Raw genomic sequence first — 17580 nt, forward strand, 5'->3', positions numbered from 1 at the left:
GGACTGCGACGTTCGGCGCCGGTTTCCCGGTTCGGACGTCGCCGGACCCTGGGAGAGTGGCATCGTGGGCATGCGCCCCCCGACCGGCTTACCTTCGCTGTCGCGACGCAGCCGCATTCTGCTCGTCACGGCCCTGGTGCTGGCCGCCCTGTTACTGGTCGGGCCCCGGCTGACCGACGCCTATACCAACTGGTTGTGGTTCGGGGAGGTGGGGTTCCGCAACGTCTACCACACCGTGCTGCTCACCCGGGTGCTGCTGTTCCTGGTGGTCGCGGTGGTCGTGGCGGCGATCATCTGGCTGGCGCTGCTGCTGGCCTACCGCACCCGGCCGGTGTTCGTGCCGGTGAGCGGTCCCGGCGATCCGATCGCCCGCTACCGCACCACGGTGATGAGCCGGCTGCGCCTGTTCGGCCTGGGCATCCCGGTGCTCATCGGCGTGCTGTCGGGTCTGGTGGCGCAGTCGAACTGGGTGACGGTGCAGCTGTTCCTGCACGGCGGCTCGTTCGGCGTGCAGGACCCGCAGTTCCATCTCGACGTCGGCTTCTACGCCTTCGACCTGCCGTTCTACCGCATGGTGCTGAACTGGCTGTTCGTGGCGGTGGTGATCGCGTTCTTCGCGAACCTGGTGGCGCACTACGTCTTCGGCGGGCTGCGGCTGTCGGGGCGGGAGGGCACGCTGAGCAACTCCGCGCGGGTGCAGCTGGCGATCCTGGCCGGGATCTTCGTGGCGCTCAAGGCCGTCGCCTACTGGTTCGACCGGTACGCCCTGCTGTCGAGCACCCGCAAGGAGCCGACCTTCACCGGCGGTTCCTACACCGACATCAACGCGGTGCTGCCCGCCAAGCTGATCCTGCTGTCGATCGCGGTCATCTGCGCCATCGCCTTCTTCGCCGGAGTCGTGCTGCGCGACTTGCGCATTCCGGCCATGGCGGCGGCGCTGTTGGTGCTGTCCTCGGTGCTGGTGGGCGCGGTGTGGCCGCTGCTGGTGGAGCAGTTCTCGGTGCGCCCGAACGCGGCCACCAAGGAGCGCGCCTACATCGAGCGCAATATCGACGCCACCCGCTCGGCCTACGGGCTCACCCCGGACAAGGTCGAGTACGTCAACTACAAGGGCGTCGCGACCAATGACCAGGTCAGCTCGCCCGCCGACCAGCAGACCATCAAGAACATCCGCCTGCTGGACCCGAACCTGCTGACCCAGACGTTCATTCAGCGCAACCAGCAGTTGCAGAACTTCTACGGCTTCCCCGACCCGCTCGACATCGACCGCTACACCGTCAACGGTGAACTGGGCGACTACGTGGTGGCGGCGCGCGAGCTCCAGCCGCAGAACCTGTCGGAGAACCAGACCAACTGGCTCAACAAGCACACCGTGTACACGCACGGCAACGGCTTCGTGGCCTCGCCCGCCAACAAGGTGAACGCGGCCCCGCCCAAGGAATCCCAGCAGGCCGGGCAGAGCGCGGGCAGCAGTGATTCCAACGGCGGCTACGGCTATCCGGTGTTCACCGTCGGCGACATGTCCACGGTCAGCGACCTGATCACCAAGAAGGCCGGGCTCAAGGAGGCCATTCCGGTCGACCAGCCGCGCATCTACTACGGCGAGCTGATCGCCAAGAGCGACGCCGACTACGCCATCGTCGGCGCCAACGGCCAGTCCCCGCGCGAATACGACACTCCCACCGACCAGTTCACCTACGCCGGCGCCGGCGGTGTGAAGATCGGCAACTGGTTCAACCGGGTGGCCTTCGCGGCCAAGTACGCCGAGCGCAACATCCTGTTCTCGGGCGCCATCGGCTCCGATTCGAAGATCATCTTCAATCGCAGTCCGCGGGAGCGCGTCACCAAGGTCGCGCCGTGGCTGACCGCCGACGGCAATGCCTACCCGGCCGTGGTGAAGGGCCGCATCGTCTGGATCGTGGACGCGTACACCAGCCTCGACAACTACCCGTACGCGCAGAAGACCCCGCTCGACGGCGCGGTCGAGGACAGCATCGACCAGGCCACGGGGCGTCTACTACCCCGCAAGGAAGTCTCCTACATCCGCAACTCGGTCAAGGCGACCGTGGATGCCTACGACGGCACCGTCAACCTCTACGAGGTGGACAAGAAGGACCCGGTCCTGCAGGCGTGGATGGGAGTGTTCCCGAACTCGGTGAAGCCGGAGAGCGAGATCTCCGACGAACTGCGTTCGCACTTCCGCTATCCCGAGGACCTGTTCAAGGTGCAGCGCGAGATGCTCGCGAAGTACCACGTGGACGATCCGGTGGAGTTCTTCAACGGCAACGCCTTCTGGTCGGTCCCCAACGACCCGACCCAGGAGGGTGCGGCCAGCAGCGCTCACCAGCCGCCGTACTACGTACTGCTCGGCGATCCGAAAACCGGTAAGCCGCAGTTCAATCTGACCAGCGCCATCGTGGGCTACAAGCGGAACTACATGTCCGCCTACCTGCAGGCGAATTCGGATCCGGCGAACTACGGCAAGCTGACCGTGCTCCGATTGCCCGCGGATTCACAGACCTCGGGCCCGGGCCAGACGCAGACGTCCATGACGACGGCCGATCAAGTGTCGAGGGACCGGAACCTGTTGACGGGCGGCAATGTCAACAAGATCAAGTACGGCAATCTGCTGACCCTGCCGGTCGGTGACGGCGGCATCCTCTACGTCGAGCCCTGGTATCTGGAACGCAATACCGGCGGTCCGAACGCGCCGTCCTTCCCGCAGCTGGTGAAGGTGCTGGCGAGCTACCGCGACAAGGTCGGCTACGGCGCGACGGTCAAGGAAGCCCTCGATCAGATCCTGCCCGCCGCGGGCAATGCCGCGACCGATCAACCGGGACAAGCGGTTACACCGCCCACCCAGGGCGCGACGCCGCCGGCCAACCCGCCCCCGCCGACCGGATCCACCGGTAAGGACGCGGCGGTGAAGCAACTCGACGACGCGCTGCGGCAGGTGCAGGACGCGCAGAAGTCGGGCGATCTGGGCGCGCTGGGCAAGGCGCTCGAGCAGTTGCAGACCGCGGTGAACAACTACCAGAAGGCCGGCGGCTGATCCGTTGACGTGAGAGGCGCTGTCATCCATTGGATGACAGCGCCTTTCGCATTTCCAGGCTCGGAAATTACTGTCGCACAATAAGAATTATTGCCTCGAAATAGCGAAAGGTGCCGCGTCGCCATTGACGCAGCACCTTTCCATATCTTCCGGAAAAGGAAGGAGATTCGGGCTACTTGCCCCAGGTCTCGATGAGGCCGGCGTTCGAGGCGAGGATCTGGTTGTACTGATCCTGCATGCCCAGCTGCTCGGCGACGGTGTTGGCGACGCCCTTGGCCTGGTCGATCATGGCCTGGCGGTCGGTGGGGGCCGCGGGGGCGACGGGCGCGGGGGCCGCGGGCTCCTGGGTGGGCTCGGGCTCGGAGATGCCCGTGCGCAGGTACTGGCCGCAGACCGGCCAGGCGCCGACGCCCTGGGAGGCGAGCACGTTCTCGGCCACCCGGATCTGCTCGGCCTTGCTGGCGTTGGAGGCATTGCCGGCACCGCCGTTGGCGGCCCAGGTGCTCTGCGAGAACTGCAGACCGCCGTAGTAGCCGTTGCCGGTGTTGATGCCCCAGTTGCCGCCGCTCTCACACTGGGCGACGCCGTCCCAGTCGTGGGCCGGGGCGGCGGAGGCGGTCGCGGTGAAGCCGAACGGGACGGCAACAAGTGCGCCGGTGACGGCGGCGAGGCCGAGGGCGCGAGTGTTGATCTTCCGGTTCTGTTTCATGTGTTATTCCCTCCCTGTGCCGACCGGCCCGGCGCGGATGCTCCGCCGTGTCCCTGTCCCCAGGAGTCGGGGTGCTCGACCGCGGGACAGGGTTTCCGGAGTGCAGCGGTTCGAGTCGGAGCCCATCGCAGGTTTGTTCCGGGCCGCGACTGACGATAACGAGGAAATCTCGGCAGATCACGTCTTGATAACTTCAGAATTGCATGAAGCGAATGACTGAAAAATCGGCGTTGATGCAGGTTGGCTATGCTGTAAATGCTTAACCCGAGCGGTCTGTTATCTCACCGTGATGTGACTCGAATCACCGACAATTTGTGACACCGGTCACGTTTCTGGCGCATGCCAGCGGCCGAACGCGTGCGCGAGGCTCTCAAATGGAGGATTTTCACTCCAATTGCTCCACTTGATGGGCAACCGTCCGGTCTGATTCGCCACGCACCCCTCGCTCGGTACGCCCGCACCCCCGCAAAATCCCGCCTGACCACCCGATTTGGTGCATCTGCTAGCCCGTGTGTAATGTTGTGTTCACCGACGCGGGGTGGAGCAGCTCGGTAGCTCGCTGGGCTCATAACCCAGAGGTCGCAGGTTCAAATCCTGTCCCCGCTACTACGAGAAAGGCCCGGAACCATCAGGTTCCGGGCCTTTCTCGCGTCTACGGGACGAGTGGGCGCTAACTGTTCGCCAGGATCACGTACTGGGCGGCAGCACGCCGGCGCACGTCCTGCTCGTCATTACTCCAGACAAAAGCGACATGTCTGCCGAACGTCACGCCGCACTGGAACCGGAGGTTGGCGTCGCCGGCCCAGATCGCGTCCTTGGTCTCGAAGCAGCGTGCCGTGCCCAGCTTGGCGGGGGAGTCGATGTCGCGCTTGATGTACTCGGTTCGGTCGGACTTGATGGTCGCGGTGAGGAACGTCTGCGCGGCGTCCTCGTCGCGGGCGCGCAGCACATTGCTGTCATCGGTGGTCGCGCAGCGATCGATCCCGGCCTTCTCCGACAGCCGGTCCCGATGCGGCTGTGCGTTCTCGCACAGCGACGCCGCGCGGGGGCCGATGCTGCCGTACGTGGGGGAGATCAGCTGCTGGTCATTGGTGACGAAGGCCCGGTGCAGCATCTGATCCGGATCGCGGGTCTGCATGGTCAGCGAGGCGTCGACGACCATGCGCACGGTGTCCAGCAGCGGGGACTGGGCGGTGAACACCTGACCGACTCGCTGGGCGAGGGCGTCGGCGTCGACTCGCGTCATGTCCAGCGCCGCGATGATCGAGGTGACGAAGGTGCGGTACGACCAGGTCGCGCCGATGGTCGGGGAGGTCGGCCGATAGTGCGCGTGCGCCTGGGCGAATCCGGGGATCGGGATCCGGACATTGTCGGGGCTGGCGGCGAAGTCGATCGCCTCCATGTCCGTGGCCGCGCGGGCGGCGGCGTCCGGGTTCGGATAGGACATGGTCAGGATCAGCAGCATGTTGCCCTCCGGCTTGCTGCTCCACTCGGTGAATCGCTTGGTGAGACCGACCACCCCGTAGGCGCTGATCATCCCGTACTTCTCCATCACGGGCTGGGTGAGCGGCGTGCTGGTCCCGGCGATCATGGTCGCGGCCCCGGCCGGACTCGTCTGCGCGGTCCCGTAGCGGTGATCGAGGGAGGTGTCGATCTGGAAGGGGTCGGGCATGCCCTCGGCGATCGCGCTCGCGGCGAGGGCCCGGCCCTCCTCCACGGTGGGCGAGCCGGTGAACTTTCGTGGCGTGGTCGAGTAGTGGCCGACGTCGAGCGCGGTGAGGTCGAGTTCCGAGCCGCCCGATCGGCGCAGCACCTGCCAGGTGACCAGACCGGCGATGAGCGCGGCCACGAGGACGACGATGCCGACGAGCAACGGCTTCCGGCGGGAACGAGGCGGTGGCGCGGTCTGTTGCGGGGGCGCGACTTGCATCGGACCTGGCTGCGGCGCACCGAAGTACGGCATCGGTATCGACCCGATGGTGGTCACGACCGGCGTGCGCTCCTGTGTCACCGCGGCTTTGGCGGCCGCAGCCAGCATGCCCGCGGTCGGGAACCGGTCGGCCGGATCCTTCGCCATGCCGCGCGCGACCACCTGGTCGAGCGCCTGCGGAACCCCGGGCCGGATCATCGAGGCCGCGGGTGGGGGTGCGTAGAGATGGGCGTGCATCAGCTGCGGGGCCGTCTTGGCCTGGAAGGGTTTCAGCCCGGTGAGGCATTCGTGCAGGACGCAGGCGAGCGCGTAGGTGTCCGCGGCCGGCGTGGTCTGGCTGTCGGCGAACCGTTCCGGGGCCATATAGGAGAAGGAGCCGATCGCCGCCCCGATCGTGGTCATCCGTTCGGAGGTCATCGTATTGGCGATGCCGAAGTCGACGAGGTACACGAAGTCGTCGTCCGCGACCAGGATGTTGTCGGGTTTCACGTCGCGGTGCACGAGGTTGTCCCGATGCGCGGCGTCGAGGGCGGAGGCCACCTGCGCGATGATCGCGACGGCGCGGGCGGGCGGCAGGAAACCGTTGTCCGCGATGAGCTCTCGCAGGCTCATGCCCTCGACGAGGCGCATGTCCAGGAACAGCTTTCCGTCGATCTCCCCGTAGTCGTGGATCGGGATGACGTGGGCTTCCTTGAGCCGGGCCGCGACGTGCGCCTCCCGCTCGAATCGTTGCCGGAACCGCGGATCGTCCGCGAGTCGTTCGGTCAGCACCTTCAGTGCGACGGTTCGTCCCTTGACGGTGTCGAAGGCCTCGTAGACCTCACCCATGCCGCCGCGTCCGATCATCCGGTCGAGCCGGTAGCGGCCGAACATCGTTCCGGCGCGCCATGATTCATCGGGCACGAGAATCCCTCCCCGGTCGGCGACGGCCGCGGAGCGTGCGCGGCGGCGTCTCGGGGAAATTGTCCTACCGGCGGGGGAGAGGGGCAGGGTATTCGGGCGATTCGGCCGCCGGTCGATCAGGCCTGCTGCCGGCGAGCCTCGAGCGCGTCGAGGATCAGGTCCAGGCCGTAGGCGAATTCGCCGGTGTGGTCGTAGCCTGCCCCGAGGGCGTGGTCGACGATCATCTCCCGCAGGTAGGGCAGTTGATCGGGAGGCAGGTGTTCGAGGATCCCGCTTGCCACGTCCTCGACGTCGGCGGGTGTCGTTATCGGCAGGTTCGCCTCTTGGAGAACGTATCCGCCGGTATAGCTGTCGATGAGCGATACCGCGTGCGCGGCCAGCGGTAGCGGGAAGCCCGCTTCGCGGAGTACGCCGAGTACCGCGTCGTGGCTGCGGAGCGTGGCCGGTCCCGGGTTGCGCCGGGAGTCCACGAGTCCGAGCGCCCAGCTGTGCCGCGAGAGGACCGCTCGAGCTGATCGGGCACGCACGCGAATCGCGTCACGCCAGTCGCCGCCTCCGGCCGCGGGGAGCTCGATCGCCGCGAACACCGTGTCGACCACGCCGTCCAGGAGACCGTCCTTGTTCGGCACATGGTGGTACAGCGACATTGCCTCCACACCCAGTTCCTGCGCCACCCGTCGCATCGTGATCGCTTCCACGCCACCGCGATCCGCGACGCGGATGGCGGCCTCCAGCACGCGTTCCCTGCTCAGTGGTTGCGATGGTCGCGACACGGCGGCTCCCTGGACGAGGTGTTGACAGGCTTACGATCGTAAGTCAACCTTACATGCGTAAGGGTGACTTACACCTGTAAGGCGCCGACGTCATGCGCACTACCGTCAGAAGGAGATGCACCATGCCGATGCCGAGATGGTGGGGGCACGTGAACAAGCGGGTGTTCAACCCGCGCGCGATCGCAAGCGGGAAGTGGCCCGTGCTGACCCACGTCGGCCGCGTCTCCGGCGCGACGTACCGCACCCCGATGGACGCCTACCCGATCGACGGCGGCTACCTGTTCGTCCCCGTGTACGGATCCCGCTCGGATTGGGTGCGCAATGTCCTGGCGGCCGGCAGAGCCGGCCTCCGGATCGACGGGACGGACATGGAACTCACCGCGCCGCGCTTGGTCGGAGCGGGCGAGGCCATCCCGGCCTTCCTCGAAAAGGGAGCGCGCCCACCGAAATTGCTCCGCATCACCGAGTTCCTCCGCATGAACCTGGTCACGGACTGATCGTCCGCGCCACGTCGAGGCGACGCCTGGGCGCTACCGGCTCACAGCGCTTCCGCGATCAGGGTCGCGAACGCCTGTCCGCCACGGGCATTGGGATGGAACGGCGCGGCCGGGGACGCGGGCAGCAGCGGCTCGATCCAGCGGTCCTGCGGGGCGGCGCACGAGTCGTGTCCGAGGCTGGCTCGACGCAGATCGACGAAGGTCGCGTTGTGTGCGGCGGCCTGTTCGGCGATGCGGTCGCCGAGACGGTCGATGGTGGTCTGCAGGTAGTCGGCGTCGCGGGCCGTGATCGGGGCCGCGAGGTCCGGGCATCCGCCGGGGCGCAGGTACTGGCCGTAGCTGGTGATCATGACGCGCGCGCGGGGTGCGCGGCGCGCGATCTCGTCGAGGGTGGCGCCGATGGTCGAGGCGGCGGCGTCCACTTTGTCCGCCAGTTGGTCGACGCCGCCGCCGGTGAATCGGTCCACGCAGGCGCGGGCGGCGTTGTCCGGCGCCGGGTTCAAGCAGCCGATCAGGTCCTGGAACAGTCCGGCGTCGTTCGCTCCGATGGTGAGGGTGACCAGGTCGGTGCTCGCGCTCAGTGCGTCGTACTGCGGTGTCGCGCCGCGGCCCCATCCGGGACCGGCTTTATCGAAGTCCTGGGCTTTGGCTCCGGAGCAGGTCACGTTCCGGAAGTTCCGGATGCCCAGGGTGGCGGCCAGTCGTGCCGGATACCCGTTGTCGACCGACCGCAGGCAGCTCGCCGAGTCGCCGCCCTGGGCCGGTACCAGGGGCCCGGCCGCGAACGAGTCGCCCAGGGCGACGTACTCCTCATAACTCTGCGGGCTCGCGTCAGCCGCTGCCGGCGTGGTGAGCATCGTCGCGAAGGCCGCCGCGGCGGCGAGGCCGGTCAGTGCGGAACGCATATGTCCTCATCTCGATCGAGGCTGAAATCTGTGCGAGTGTACAGATTATTCGAATCTGTGCGTTTGTACAGGATTTTTGGGTGATTCGCTGCGCCGCTGGAGGTTTCGGGGAGCTACTCGGCTTCCGGCCCGACGCGTCGCCGCAGCAGCCGGTCGGCCGCGTCGCGTTCGGGCCCGGCGAGATGCGACAGCGTCAGCGCGCGCAATGCCTGGTGCAGGGAATCGGCTTCCACCGCCCGGGTGCGCGGGCGGCCGAGGCGATGCAGCAGGAAACCGTCGATCATGGCCACGATCTGTCCGGCCGCCTCCTCGGGATCGACGGCCCCGCAGGCGCGCAGCACCCGCGCGGCCAGTGCTTCGAACTGTTCGAGCGCCTCGGTGACCGGACCCTCCAGTGCGGGTCGCCGCCCGGCGTCCAGGTACAGCTGGAACTGGGCGATCACCGCGGTGCGGGAGCGGGCGGCGGTGACGGCGATGAGCCGCAGCAGTTCGTCGAGGGTGGGGCGTTCGGCGAGGGCCTTCTCGAACATCGGCCCGAATTCGGCGATGCGGTCGCGGACCTGCAGTGCGAGGGCCTCGTCGATCAGGTCCTGGACGGAGGCGAAGAAGTACCCGGTCGTCGCGCCCGGTAGTTCGGCGCGGGCGGCCACCTTTCGATGGGTCACGGCCGCGGGGCCTTGCTCGGCGATCAACTCCAGTGCCGCGCGGACCAGTGCCTCGCGCCGCAGTCGGCTGCGTTCCTGTCGGGGCTGTTCGCGCGCGGGACCGCCCATGCCTCCCAAACCCTGTTCGGCGCACAGGCATCCGGCATCCTGTGCGAGTGCCCAGATTCTAGTGGCCGAGCCGCGGATGGCGAATTCAGCCGGTACGAATGTGGGACCGGCAATGGCCCGTGCCGCCCTGAATCAGGGTGCTGACCCGGCGAAATGGTTTCACAACCAAAACCTGTGGATCCATCCGAAATCAGCGTTTCACACGGAGAAGACATCGCCATACAGTTCTGCCGATGAGTCGGCCGCACCCGGTTCGACATTCCAATCAACCGCATTGCGTCCGAAGGAATTCAATGACACACCGAGCAGCTCGGCACGGTATCGCCGTCGGCACCGCGACCGCCGCGGCGGCCTTGACCCTGCTGAGCACCGGCGTGGCGCACGCCGCACCCGACTCCGTCACGTGGACCGACCGCGTCGCGAGCGTCACCCGCACCGTCAGTGACGCCAGCCCGAAGGCCGGCGACACCATCACAGTCACCACCAAGTTCGAGCGCAGCACCGGTCCCGATCTGCAGCTCAACTGGGTCAAGGACTTTCACGACGCGTGCCTGACCTACGTCAGCGACTCGGCCAAGGTCGATGACGGTACCGGTGTGAAGGGTGTCGAGCCGTATCTCGAGATCAGGCCCGGCTTCATCGCGGGAGATTTCATGGCCACCAGCTATCGCATATTCGTCAAGGCCGCCGGCCCCGTCACCTTCACCGTCCAGTACACGGTCGGCGCGAGCTGCACCCGCGGCACGCCCCTCTCGAGCGGCACGTCCTATCTGGGTTCGCTCGGCAAGGGCGATTACAACAGCTACGGCCCGTTCATCACTGTCGCCAAGGACGGCGACGGGGGTGGCGGCGTCTCCACCGGCAGCCTCGGTTCGCTGCTCGGGACCGGTTCCAGCAAGTAGCACGCGGTTAGACCTTCGGATGAGGAACTCGAATGACGTTGACTGAATACCGTTTTCAGCGGCGGCCGAGGTGGGAGGCGCTGTCGGCGTTCACCCTGGTCTCCGCGATGCTGCTGGCCTTGGGGATGTATTTCGCGCCTACCAGCGAAGCTTGGCCATGCCTTTTCAGCGGATCTGCCGGGTGTGGAGGCTCAGGCTCAGGGGGATCGGATCTGAAAGGCCCGCTCAGTACCCGTGGGCGCTATATCGTCGACGCGAACGGGAACCGGGTCAAGCTGCAATCCGGTAACTGGCACGGCTCCAGTGGAACCTGGAACGGCAGCGGCGACGACGAGGATCCGGCCAACAACTCGGGTGGTGAGGTCGGGCATCGAGCGCCGCTCGGCCTGGAGCGTGTCTCGATGGACAAGCTGGTCAAGGACTTCAAAGCGCTGGGGCTGAACAGCATCCGGCTGCCGTTCTCGAACGAGATGATCTCCGACGACCGGCCGGTGCGGGGCCTGACCGCCAATCCCTCGCTCAACGGCCTCAAGCCGCTCGAGGTGTACGACCGGGCGGTGCGGGCGTTGACCGATGCCGGGCTCGGCGTCATCCTCAACAACCACACCACCACCACGAAGTGGTGCTGCTCGAACGACGGCAACGAATTCTGGAATTCGGGCCAGAGCACCGGCAAATGGGTGGACGACTGGGCGTTCATGGCCGCCCGGTACAAGGGCAACCCGGGCGTCATCGGCGCGGACCTGCGCAACGAGATCCGGCGGACCACTTGGAACGACCCCAACGTGGGTTGGGGCGACGACCAGGACTGGGAAGCGGCCTCCCGCCTGGCCGGTGATCGAATCCTGACCACCGCCAACCCGAATCTGCTCATCATGATCGAGGGCCTGAACTGGCAGGGCATTCCCTCCGACCTGTTCCCGCACCAACGCCCCATGCTGAAGCCGCAGGTCTGGCTGAGCTCAACGCTCACCCGCTCGCACAAGGTCGTGTACAGCGCACACTTCTACGGCTACATCGGCCCGAACCACACCGGTGCGACCGGTGCCGGTGAAACCCACGACACGCGCTTCCGGGAAATGTCCCGCGATGACCTGTTCCGCTCGATGGACGAGCTGGCCGGGTACGTGGCCACCACCCCCGACAAGCACTTCACCGCACCGGTGTGGGTCAGTGAATTCGGTGTCGGAACCCAGGCCACCGACCAGGACAAAGCCTGGTTCGCGAACATGGTCGACTACTTGATCAGCCGCGACCTGGACTGGGCCTACTGGCCGATGGTCGGGTACCAGACCCCGGATCAAGGCGACAACTGGGGATTGCTGCGTTACGCCGCCGACGGCAACCTGAGCAGCGTCACCTCCAACGGCGGTGACTGGCGCGGAGGGTACTTCCGTCGACTGGTGGGCGAGAAGGGCAAGTCCGGGCAGGTCGCGCCCGTGCGTACGTGGTCGATGCTCTACGGCACCAACGCGGACCACAATGCGTCTCTGCGGGCGGGCAACGATTGGGATTCCGGCGCAACGAAAATGGTGTGCCCCGATGACCAGCGCCTGATCGGGATCAGCGCGACGGGCAGGCGAGGCCTGTGCACGGACTCGAACGAGGGCGACCTGTGGAGGCCCGGCACGCTCGCGAACAAGGTGAACGAGGAGCGGGTGGACACCGACTGGGCCAACGGCTTCACCAAGTACCAGTGCCAGAACGGGCAGTTCATGATCGGCTACAGCCTGAACGGTGAGGGCATGTCCGCCATCCTGTGCGCCCCCGGCCGCATCCCCCTCGCCGGCGCGGGTCGCACCGTGTGGGACGACAAGGGTGACAACCGCCCGGCCTCCGGCGAAGGCGGCGACTACGCTGCCAACCACTACAAGGGTCAGTGCAACTCCGACGAGTACGCCGCGGGCATCGGCTTCTCCTGGGCCAACCTCCGCCACGGCCACCCGGACGCCCTCTACTGCCGCAAGCTCGAGTAGGCGCGCTTCCTGAGCAATTCGAGCCGCACCCGGTCACCGGGTGCGGCTCGATCTGTGTCCGGGCGAGGCCGCCGTGTCCGATGCCGGGACTTGTCGAACCCAATGGGTTCAGGTCCCACCGGGCACGCCTGGATCGTTGCCGGATGGGCCGAGCCCGTCGCTGTCGACCGGATCCGGAACGCCTGCTGTCTCGAATTCGCCTGGCACTGCGAGATATTCAGCCGTAGAGCTGGACGAAGCGTTCCAGGGACCGTTCGACGTCTCCGCGCAGGGCGCGCGCGACCGCCGAGCCGATGGGCCCGAACAGAGGTGCTCCGCCCAGTTCGAAGTTCGCGGTGACCTGCGAACCGGTCGAACTCGGTGCGACGCGCAGTTCGATGCCGAACTTGGTGCCGCCGATTCCGGAACCGTTGAGGATCAGGCGGTTCGGGGGTTCGGCCGTCTTGACCGTCCAGGTGACCCGGTTACGGAACCCCTTGACGGTGGCGACGCCGATCAGTCGGGTGCCGGGGGTGAGTTCGTCGGGGACCGGTCCGCGCCAGCCCTCGTGCAGGGTCAGCCACTTGTCCAGTTCGGGCAGGTCGGAGGCGTGCGTCCAGGCCTGGTCGGGTGGGATCGGGACGTCTACGGAAACCTTGAGCTTGGCCACGGATGCGATGGTATCCGTTACACGACGTAGCACTGAATGTGCGGGGTCGGGTCGGCGGTTCCTCAGCAAGCCCACAGGCAATTCGGGAGCGGAGCAGGGGTTTCGCCCGTTGAATGGGTAGTGCTGGTCGACAGCACCCCGTGAGGCCGAGTCCCAGGAGGTCGGGTCGTGCACACAGAAGCCATCGAGGTGGGAGACGTCGAGGTCGATGCGGGGCCGCTGCTCGTCCGGGTGTCGGGGGCGGGGGTGAGCCGGTTGGGGCGGCGGACCGTCAATGCGGACGCCTTCGCCACGTACACCGATATGCGAAGTGGGCGTAGCGCTTTCGTGGTGGCCGACGGGGTCGGCGATCATCTGGCGGCGGCCCGGGCGGCTCGGCTGGCGGCCTCGATCGCGGCGAAGGTGGCGGTCGCCGAGGGCGCCCATGCCGCAATCCTGGCGGCGCAGCAGGGTTTGGTGGACGAGCTACCCGAGTCGGCCGCCGACTGTGTGTTGGTGGTCGCGGTGCTGCCGAGTCAGGGGCAGCCGGACGGGCCGTGCGATATCGCGTGGGTCGGCGACTGCCGGGCCTACCGCTGGAACGGCCGTGTTCTGCATCGTATGACCACCGATCACACGGTGGCCGAGTACTTCAGGGCGCGCGGGCACGATCCGCTGCCCGGCATGCGGCATCTGGTGACCACGTCGGTGCGCACGGTGCGGCCCGGCGATATCGGCCGCGCGTCCACCGGGTCGAGCGCGGGCCGGCTGCTGTTGTGCAGTGACGGGGTGGGCAAGCAGCTCGGTATGCCGATCATCAAATCGATCCTGGCGCAGGGGTCCTCGGCGGGTCAGGTCGCGGAGGGGCTGGTGGGCGCGGCGCTCGGGCGGGGCGGCACCGATAACACGACGGCGCTGGTGGTGGACGCGATTCGCTGACTCGGCAGGACAATTTCCCCGAATCCACCCATACTGGTCGAGCGACCAACTAGCTTGGGCTCGAACGTTTCACTGGGCAGCATCGGGGTTTCGCCGTGGCAGACAGATCGACATCCATTCGCGCACGCATCGGCGAGCTGCTCCGGACGCGCCGGGCCTCGGGTCCGCTTCGGGTCCTGGTGGTGCTGTTCCTGGTGGTGCCGACACTCATCTCGGCGGTCTACATGTGGATCATGTGGGACCCGGAGCTGTATCTGAAGCGGATCCCGGTGGCGGTCGCCAGCGACGATGTCGGCGGCGTCTCCGACGGCAAGGCCCAGAACATGGGTACCGAGATTCTCGACACCCTGGTGTCCGGCGGCGAGCTGCAGTTCCATCGGGTGAGCAGCGCCGAAGCCGTGCAGGGCCTGCGCGAGAGTCGCTACGCGTTCTCCGTCGTCATCCCCGCGGATTTCACCCGCAGTGTGCTCAGCGTGACCGATCCGGTGCCGCAGCGCGCCCGAATCGCGGTCTGGTACAACGACTTCAACGGCACTCTCGGCCCCGCCGTCGCCAATAGCGTGATCGCCGACGCCCAGAACCAGATCGCCGCCACCATCGGCCGCGGCTACGCCTCGCAGATCCTGGTCGGCGTCAATAGTCTCGGCGCGGGCATCGGCGACGCCTCGAAGGGCGCGACCCAGCTGGCGCAGGGCACCGCCCAGCTGGCCGACGGCTCCGGGCAACTCTCGACCGGCCTGGACGAGGCCGCCACCGGCGCCACTCAACTCGTCGCGGGCACCCGCGAACTCCACACCGGCACCGTGCAACTCGCCGACGGCGCCCACGAACTGGTCTCGGGCACCGATCAACTCGGCACCGGGGCGACCCAGATCCGCGACGGCGTCGACCAGATCATCACGCCTCTGCTCGACGCCATCGAACCCGCCGGAAAGCTCGCGACCCAACTGAACCCGTTGCTCGACGAGCTGAGCAAGAACCCCGATCCGTCCCTGGCCGACGCCGCCACCCAGCTGAAGGGCCTGATCGGCCAGGCCAGCCCCGGCGACCCCGATTCCCTGGCCGGCCAGCTCACCCAATTGCGTGACGGCACCAAGGAACTGGCCCGCCAGCTCACCGACCCCAAGGCCGAATACCGCGCCGGTGTCCTGGCCCTGGCCGACGGCTCCACCCAACTCCGCGACGGCACGGTCCAACTCGGCACGGGCGCCACCGAACTCTCCACCGGCCTCCGCCAACTCGCCGACGGCGGCCACGAGCTCCGCTCCGGCGTCACCCAATTGGACGACGGCGCAACCCAACTCGACACCGGCCTCCGCGACGGCGCCACCGCCGCACCCCACATCAAAGACCCCACCGCCTCCGCCGATGTGATCGCCCAGCCCGTCACCATGGACATCCGCAACCAGGAGCCGAGCCAGGTGGTCCGCGGCGGCGACCGCAGCCACAAGGAAATCTCCCGAGGCGCCGCCCCCGCCTTGATCGTCATGGGCACCTTCCTCGCCGCCATCATCCTCTGGATGCTGTTGCGCCCCTTGCAAGGCCGCACTCCCGGCGGTACCTCCTGGCGCCGCTCGGCCACCCCTCCCTTCCGCGGCGCAGCCGTCGGCGCCACCGCGGTCATCGCAGTTGCCGCCCTCACCGCGATCTACGGCCACTCGACAGGTTGGTCCCCCGACAACTGGCTCGCCATGTCCGCAGTCCTGGTCCTCGTAGGTGCGGTAGCCGCCACCACAACCCAACTCTTCGTCATCCTCTTCGGCCGAGTGACCGGCTCCATAGCCGCCTTCGCCTTCTACATGTTCCAGATCTTCACCTTCGGCGGCGTATTCCCCGCCGGCACAACACCCCCCGCCTTCCGCCCCTTCCAAGACATCGCCCCCATGACCTTCGCCCGCCGAGCCATCATCCGAGCCGACATCTCCCTCTACGACACCATGTTCTGGACCTCCATCGCGGTCCTCCTGGTGATGCTCGCCCTATCCCTGGCCCTGATGCTCACCGCCCGCCGTTACTCCACCGCCCCCGCCCGTTCGAATTCCCCCTCCACCCCAGACCTCGCCCCCACCCCCGCCGCCGCCGAAGCCTGAAAACCACCCCTGACCAGCCGATTAGGTGCATCCCCACCCCTCTGTGTAATGTTGTCTTCACCGACGCGGGGTGGAGCAGCTCGGTAGCTCGCTGGGCTCATAACCCAGAGGTCGCAGGTTCAAATCCTGTCCCCGCTACTAAGAGGCGGCTCCGGAACCAATGGTTCCGGAGCCGCTTTGTTTTCGTATACGGGCCCCGCGATGTCGGGGCCGTTGTCGCAGACCGCCCTGCTGGGAACCGCCAGCTCCGATTGGTCGGGTTCGGCTGGTCGCGATCCACTGTCGAGTATGAAATGGCTTGTTGGCCAAGGTAATTGCGTGCTGCAGAGGGTGAAGCTGCTTGCTACATTGAGGCTTGGAGGGGTGGGGGGAAGGAATGAACCTTGAATTCGGATTATTGGTGGGACGAGGAATCGCCGGCTGAGTCCGAGACCGTTGCGGAGCGGAGAGACCACTGGCGTGACTACCTGCAGCGTCGGCAGGGGAGTTTCGGCTTGGCTTTCAACGTGCGAGACAGCGGGGGCGACTTCGGTTGGAAGACGCTCGCCCAGGCCGCCGGTGATCTGCAACTCGTGCGATTCTCTTCTGGCCCAGTGCATTACCGTCGAACCGCCCACGATGCCAAGCGCGATGGCGACGATGGCTATCGCCTGATGGTGCCGCTGCAGGGAGAGTTCAAGCTCGCGCAGGGCGACCAAGCCGAGATCTTCGGACCGGGAAAGGTCGCGTTCATTCGCTGGGACCAGCCCGTGGTCATGCGGCAGGATGAACCGCTGGAATCGCTGATCATGACCGTACCAAGGCATTTGGTCAATCGCGGCCTGGCCGATCCCGCCCCCCTCGCGCTGGATGTGAGCCGCCCACTGGTCCCGATGCTGGTGAACCAGATCGAACAGCTCCACGCCTACCACGGGGCGTGGAACGCGCACGACTTCCGTATCGCATATCGCAGTACGCTTTCGCTGCTCGACGGGCTGCTCGACCGCACTCAGGCGCTCCCGGGGGACCGATACACGTTGGTGGCCGCGCAAGCCCGGGAAACAATGGAAGCCCTCGCCGACGACCGCAGACTGACGCCGGATGTCGTTGCTCGGAAGTGTGGAGTCTCCAGGAGGACGCTGCACACCGCCCTGACGAAATCGGACCGTGTCACACCGGCCGCGCTGCTACGAGAGATTCGCCTCGACCGAGCGCGCAAACGACTGTCGCACCCCGGGACCATCGATATGGGCCAGATCGCCGAGGCGGCGGGCTATTCGTCGGTTCGCCGGTTCAGCTCAGCCTTTCAGCGTCAGTTCGAGCAGACCCCGCGGCAGATGCGCGAACAACTGCTCGGATAGCCGTCGCGTGCGACCGGGTTCGAGCGATCGGATCAGCGGACCCGTCTTGCCGAAATGGGCCACAAACATGCCAGAAATGTCTCGAGTATCGCGGTTAGCGTGATCCCTGCCCCAAGGAGGCGGTACCGACAGGTTCTACCGGCCGATGCGGTCTGTGAAAGGC

General features: G+C 66.8%; 13 protein-coding genes and 2 tRNA genes. 9 read left to right on the top strand and 6 right to left on the bottom strand.

Annotated features, from left to right (window positions below; all coding sequences use genetic code 11):
• Nucleotides 1-64 precede the first annotated feature (64 nt).
• A complete protein-coding gene (locus ACWEOI_RS21200; protein WP_433667726.1) occupies nt 65-3052 on the top strand; it encodes a UPF0182 family protein in 2988 nt (995 codons plus the stop codon).
• A gap of 172 nt (nt 3053-3224) precedes the next feature.
• Here ACWEOI_RS21200 and ACWEOI_RS21205 read toward each other — a convergent pair whose 3' ends face one another.
• On the bottom strand, nt 3225-3761 hold the full coding sequence (locus ACWEOI_RS21205; protein ID WP_433667725.1) for a transglycosylase family protein: 537 nt from the start codon (nt 3759-3761) through the stop codon (nt 3225-3227).
• Between the two features lie 532 nt (nt 3762-4293).
• Here ACWEOI_RS21205 and ACWEOI_RS21210 point away from each other — a divergent pair.
• A tRNA-Met gene (locus ACWEOI_RS21210) sits at nt 4294-4367 on the top strand.
• A 64-nt stretch (nt 4368-4431) separates the two neighbouring features.
• Here ACWEOI_RS21210 and ACWEOI_RS21215 read toward each other — a convergent pair.
• Both ACWEOI_RS21215 and ACWEOI_RS21220 read right to left on the bottom strand, forming a co-directional pair.
• Nucleotides 4432-6594: a serine/threonine-protein kinase gene (locus tag ACWEOI_RS21215; RefSeq protein ID WP_452360688.1), complete on the bottom strand. Its 2163-nt coding sequence runs from the start codon at nt 6592-6594 to the stop codon at nt 4432-4434.
• Nucleotides 6595-6710: 116 nt separating this feature from the next.
• Nucleotides 6711-7367: a TetR/AcrR family transcriptional regulator gene (locus ACWEOI_RS21220; protein ID WP_452360689.1), complete on the bottom strand. Its 657-nt coding sequence runs from the start codon at nt 7365-7367 to the stop codon at nt 6711-6713.
• 122 nt (nt 7368-7489) lie between these two features.
• Here ACWEOI_RS21220 and ACWEOI_RS21225 point away from each other — a divergent pair, with 122 nt between their 5' ends.
• Nucleotides 7490-7864 carry a nitroreductase/quinone reductase family protein gene (locus ACWEOI_RS21225; protein WP_452360690.1) on the top strand — a complete coding sequence of 125 codons (375 nt, stop codon included), beginning with the start codon at nt 7490-7492 and terminating at the stop codon, nt 7862-7864.
• Nucleotides 7865-7905: 41 nt separating this feature from the next.
• On the opposite strand, the gene ACWEOI_RS21230 is transcribed toward ACWEOI_RS21225, so the two are convergent.
• A complete protein-coding gene (locus ACWEOI_RS21230) occupies nt 7906-8769 on the bottom strand; it encodes an SGNH/GDSL hydrolase family protein (protein WP_452360691.1) in 864 nt (287 codons plus the stop codon).
• Between the two features lie 113 nt (nt 8770-8882).
• Nucleotides 8883-9542 carry a TetR/AcrR family transcriptional regulator gene (locus ACWEOI_RS21235; protein ID WP_452360692.1) on the bottom strand — a complete coding sequence of 220 codons (660 nt, stop codon included), beginning with the start codon at nt 9540-9542 and terminating at the stop codon, nt 8883-8885.
• Between the two features lie 293 nt (nt 9543-9835).
• On the opposite strand from ACWEOI_RS21235, the gene ACWEOI_RS21240 reads away from it, so the two are divergent.
• Nucleotides 9836-10444, top strand: a complete 609-nt coding sequence (locus ACWEOI_RS21240) for a hypothetical protein (RefSeq protein ID WP_452360693.1) — start codon at nt 9836-9838, stop codon at nt 10442-10444.
• A 32-nt stretch (nt 10445-10476) separates the two neighbouring features.
• Complete coding sequence (locus ACWEOI_RS21245; protein ID WP_452360694.1) at nt 10477-12420, top strand: glycoside hydrolase family 5 protein; 1944 nt, start codon at nt 10477-10479, stop codon at nt 12418-12420.
• A gap of 217 nt (nt 12421-12637) precedes the next feature.
• Here ACWEOI_RS21245 and ACWEOI_RS21250 read toward each other — a convergent pair whose 3' ends face one another.
• Complete coding sequence (locus ACWEOI_RS21250; RefSeq protein ID WP_452360695.1) at nt 12638-13069, bottom strand: type II toxin-antitoxin system Rv0910 family toxin; 432 nt, start codon at nt 13067-13069, stop codon at nt 12638-12640.
• Nucleotides 13070-13237: 168 nt separating this feature from the next.
• On the opposite strand from ACWEOI_RS21250, the gene ACWEOI_RS21255 reads away from it, so the two are divergent.
• From ACWEOI_RS21255 to ACWEOI_RS21270, 4 genes are all read left to right on the top strand, one after another.
• On the top strand, nt 13238-13987 hold the full coding sequence (locus ACWEOI_RS21255) for a PP2C family protein-serine/threonine phosphatase (RefSeq protein WP_452360696.1): 750 nt from the start codon (nt 13238-13240) through the stop codon (nt 13985-13987).
• Between the two features lie 95 nt (nt 13988-14082).
• Nucleotides 14083-16077, top strand: coding sequence for a YhgE/Pip family protein (locus ACWEOI_RS21260; RefSeq protein WP_452360697.1), 1995 nt, complete (start codon nt 14083-14085; stop codon nt 16075-16077).
• Nucleotides 16078-16141: 64 nt separating this feature from the next.
• Nucleotides 16142-16215, top strand: a tRNA-Met gene (locus ACWEOI_RS21265).
• Between the two features lie 245 nt (nt 16216-16460).
• Nucleotides 16461-17417, top strand: a complete 957-nt coding sequence (locus tag ACWEOI_RS21270; RefSeq protein WP_452360698.1) for an AraC family transcriptional regulator — start codon at nt 16461-16463, stop codon at nt 17415-17417.
• Nucleotides 17418-17580 lie beyond the last annotated feature (163 nt).

It is taken from the genome of Nocardia sp. NPDC004340, from assembly GCF_053602575.1.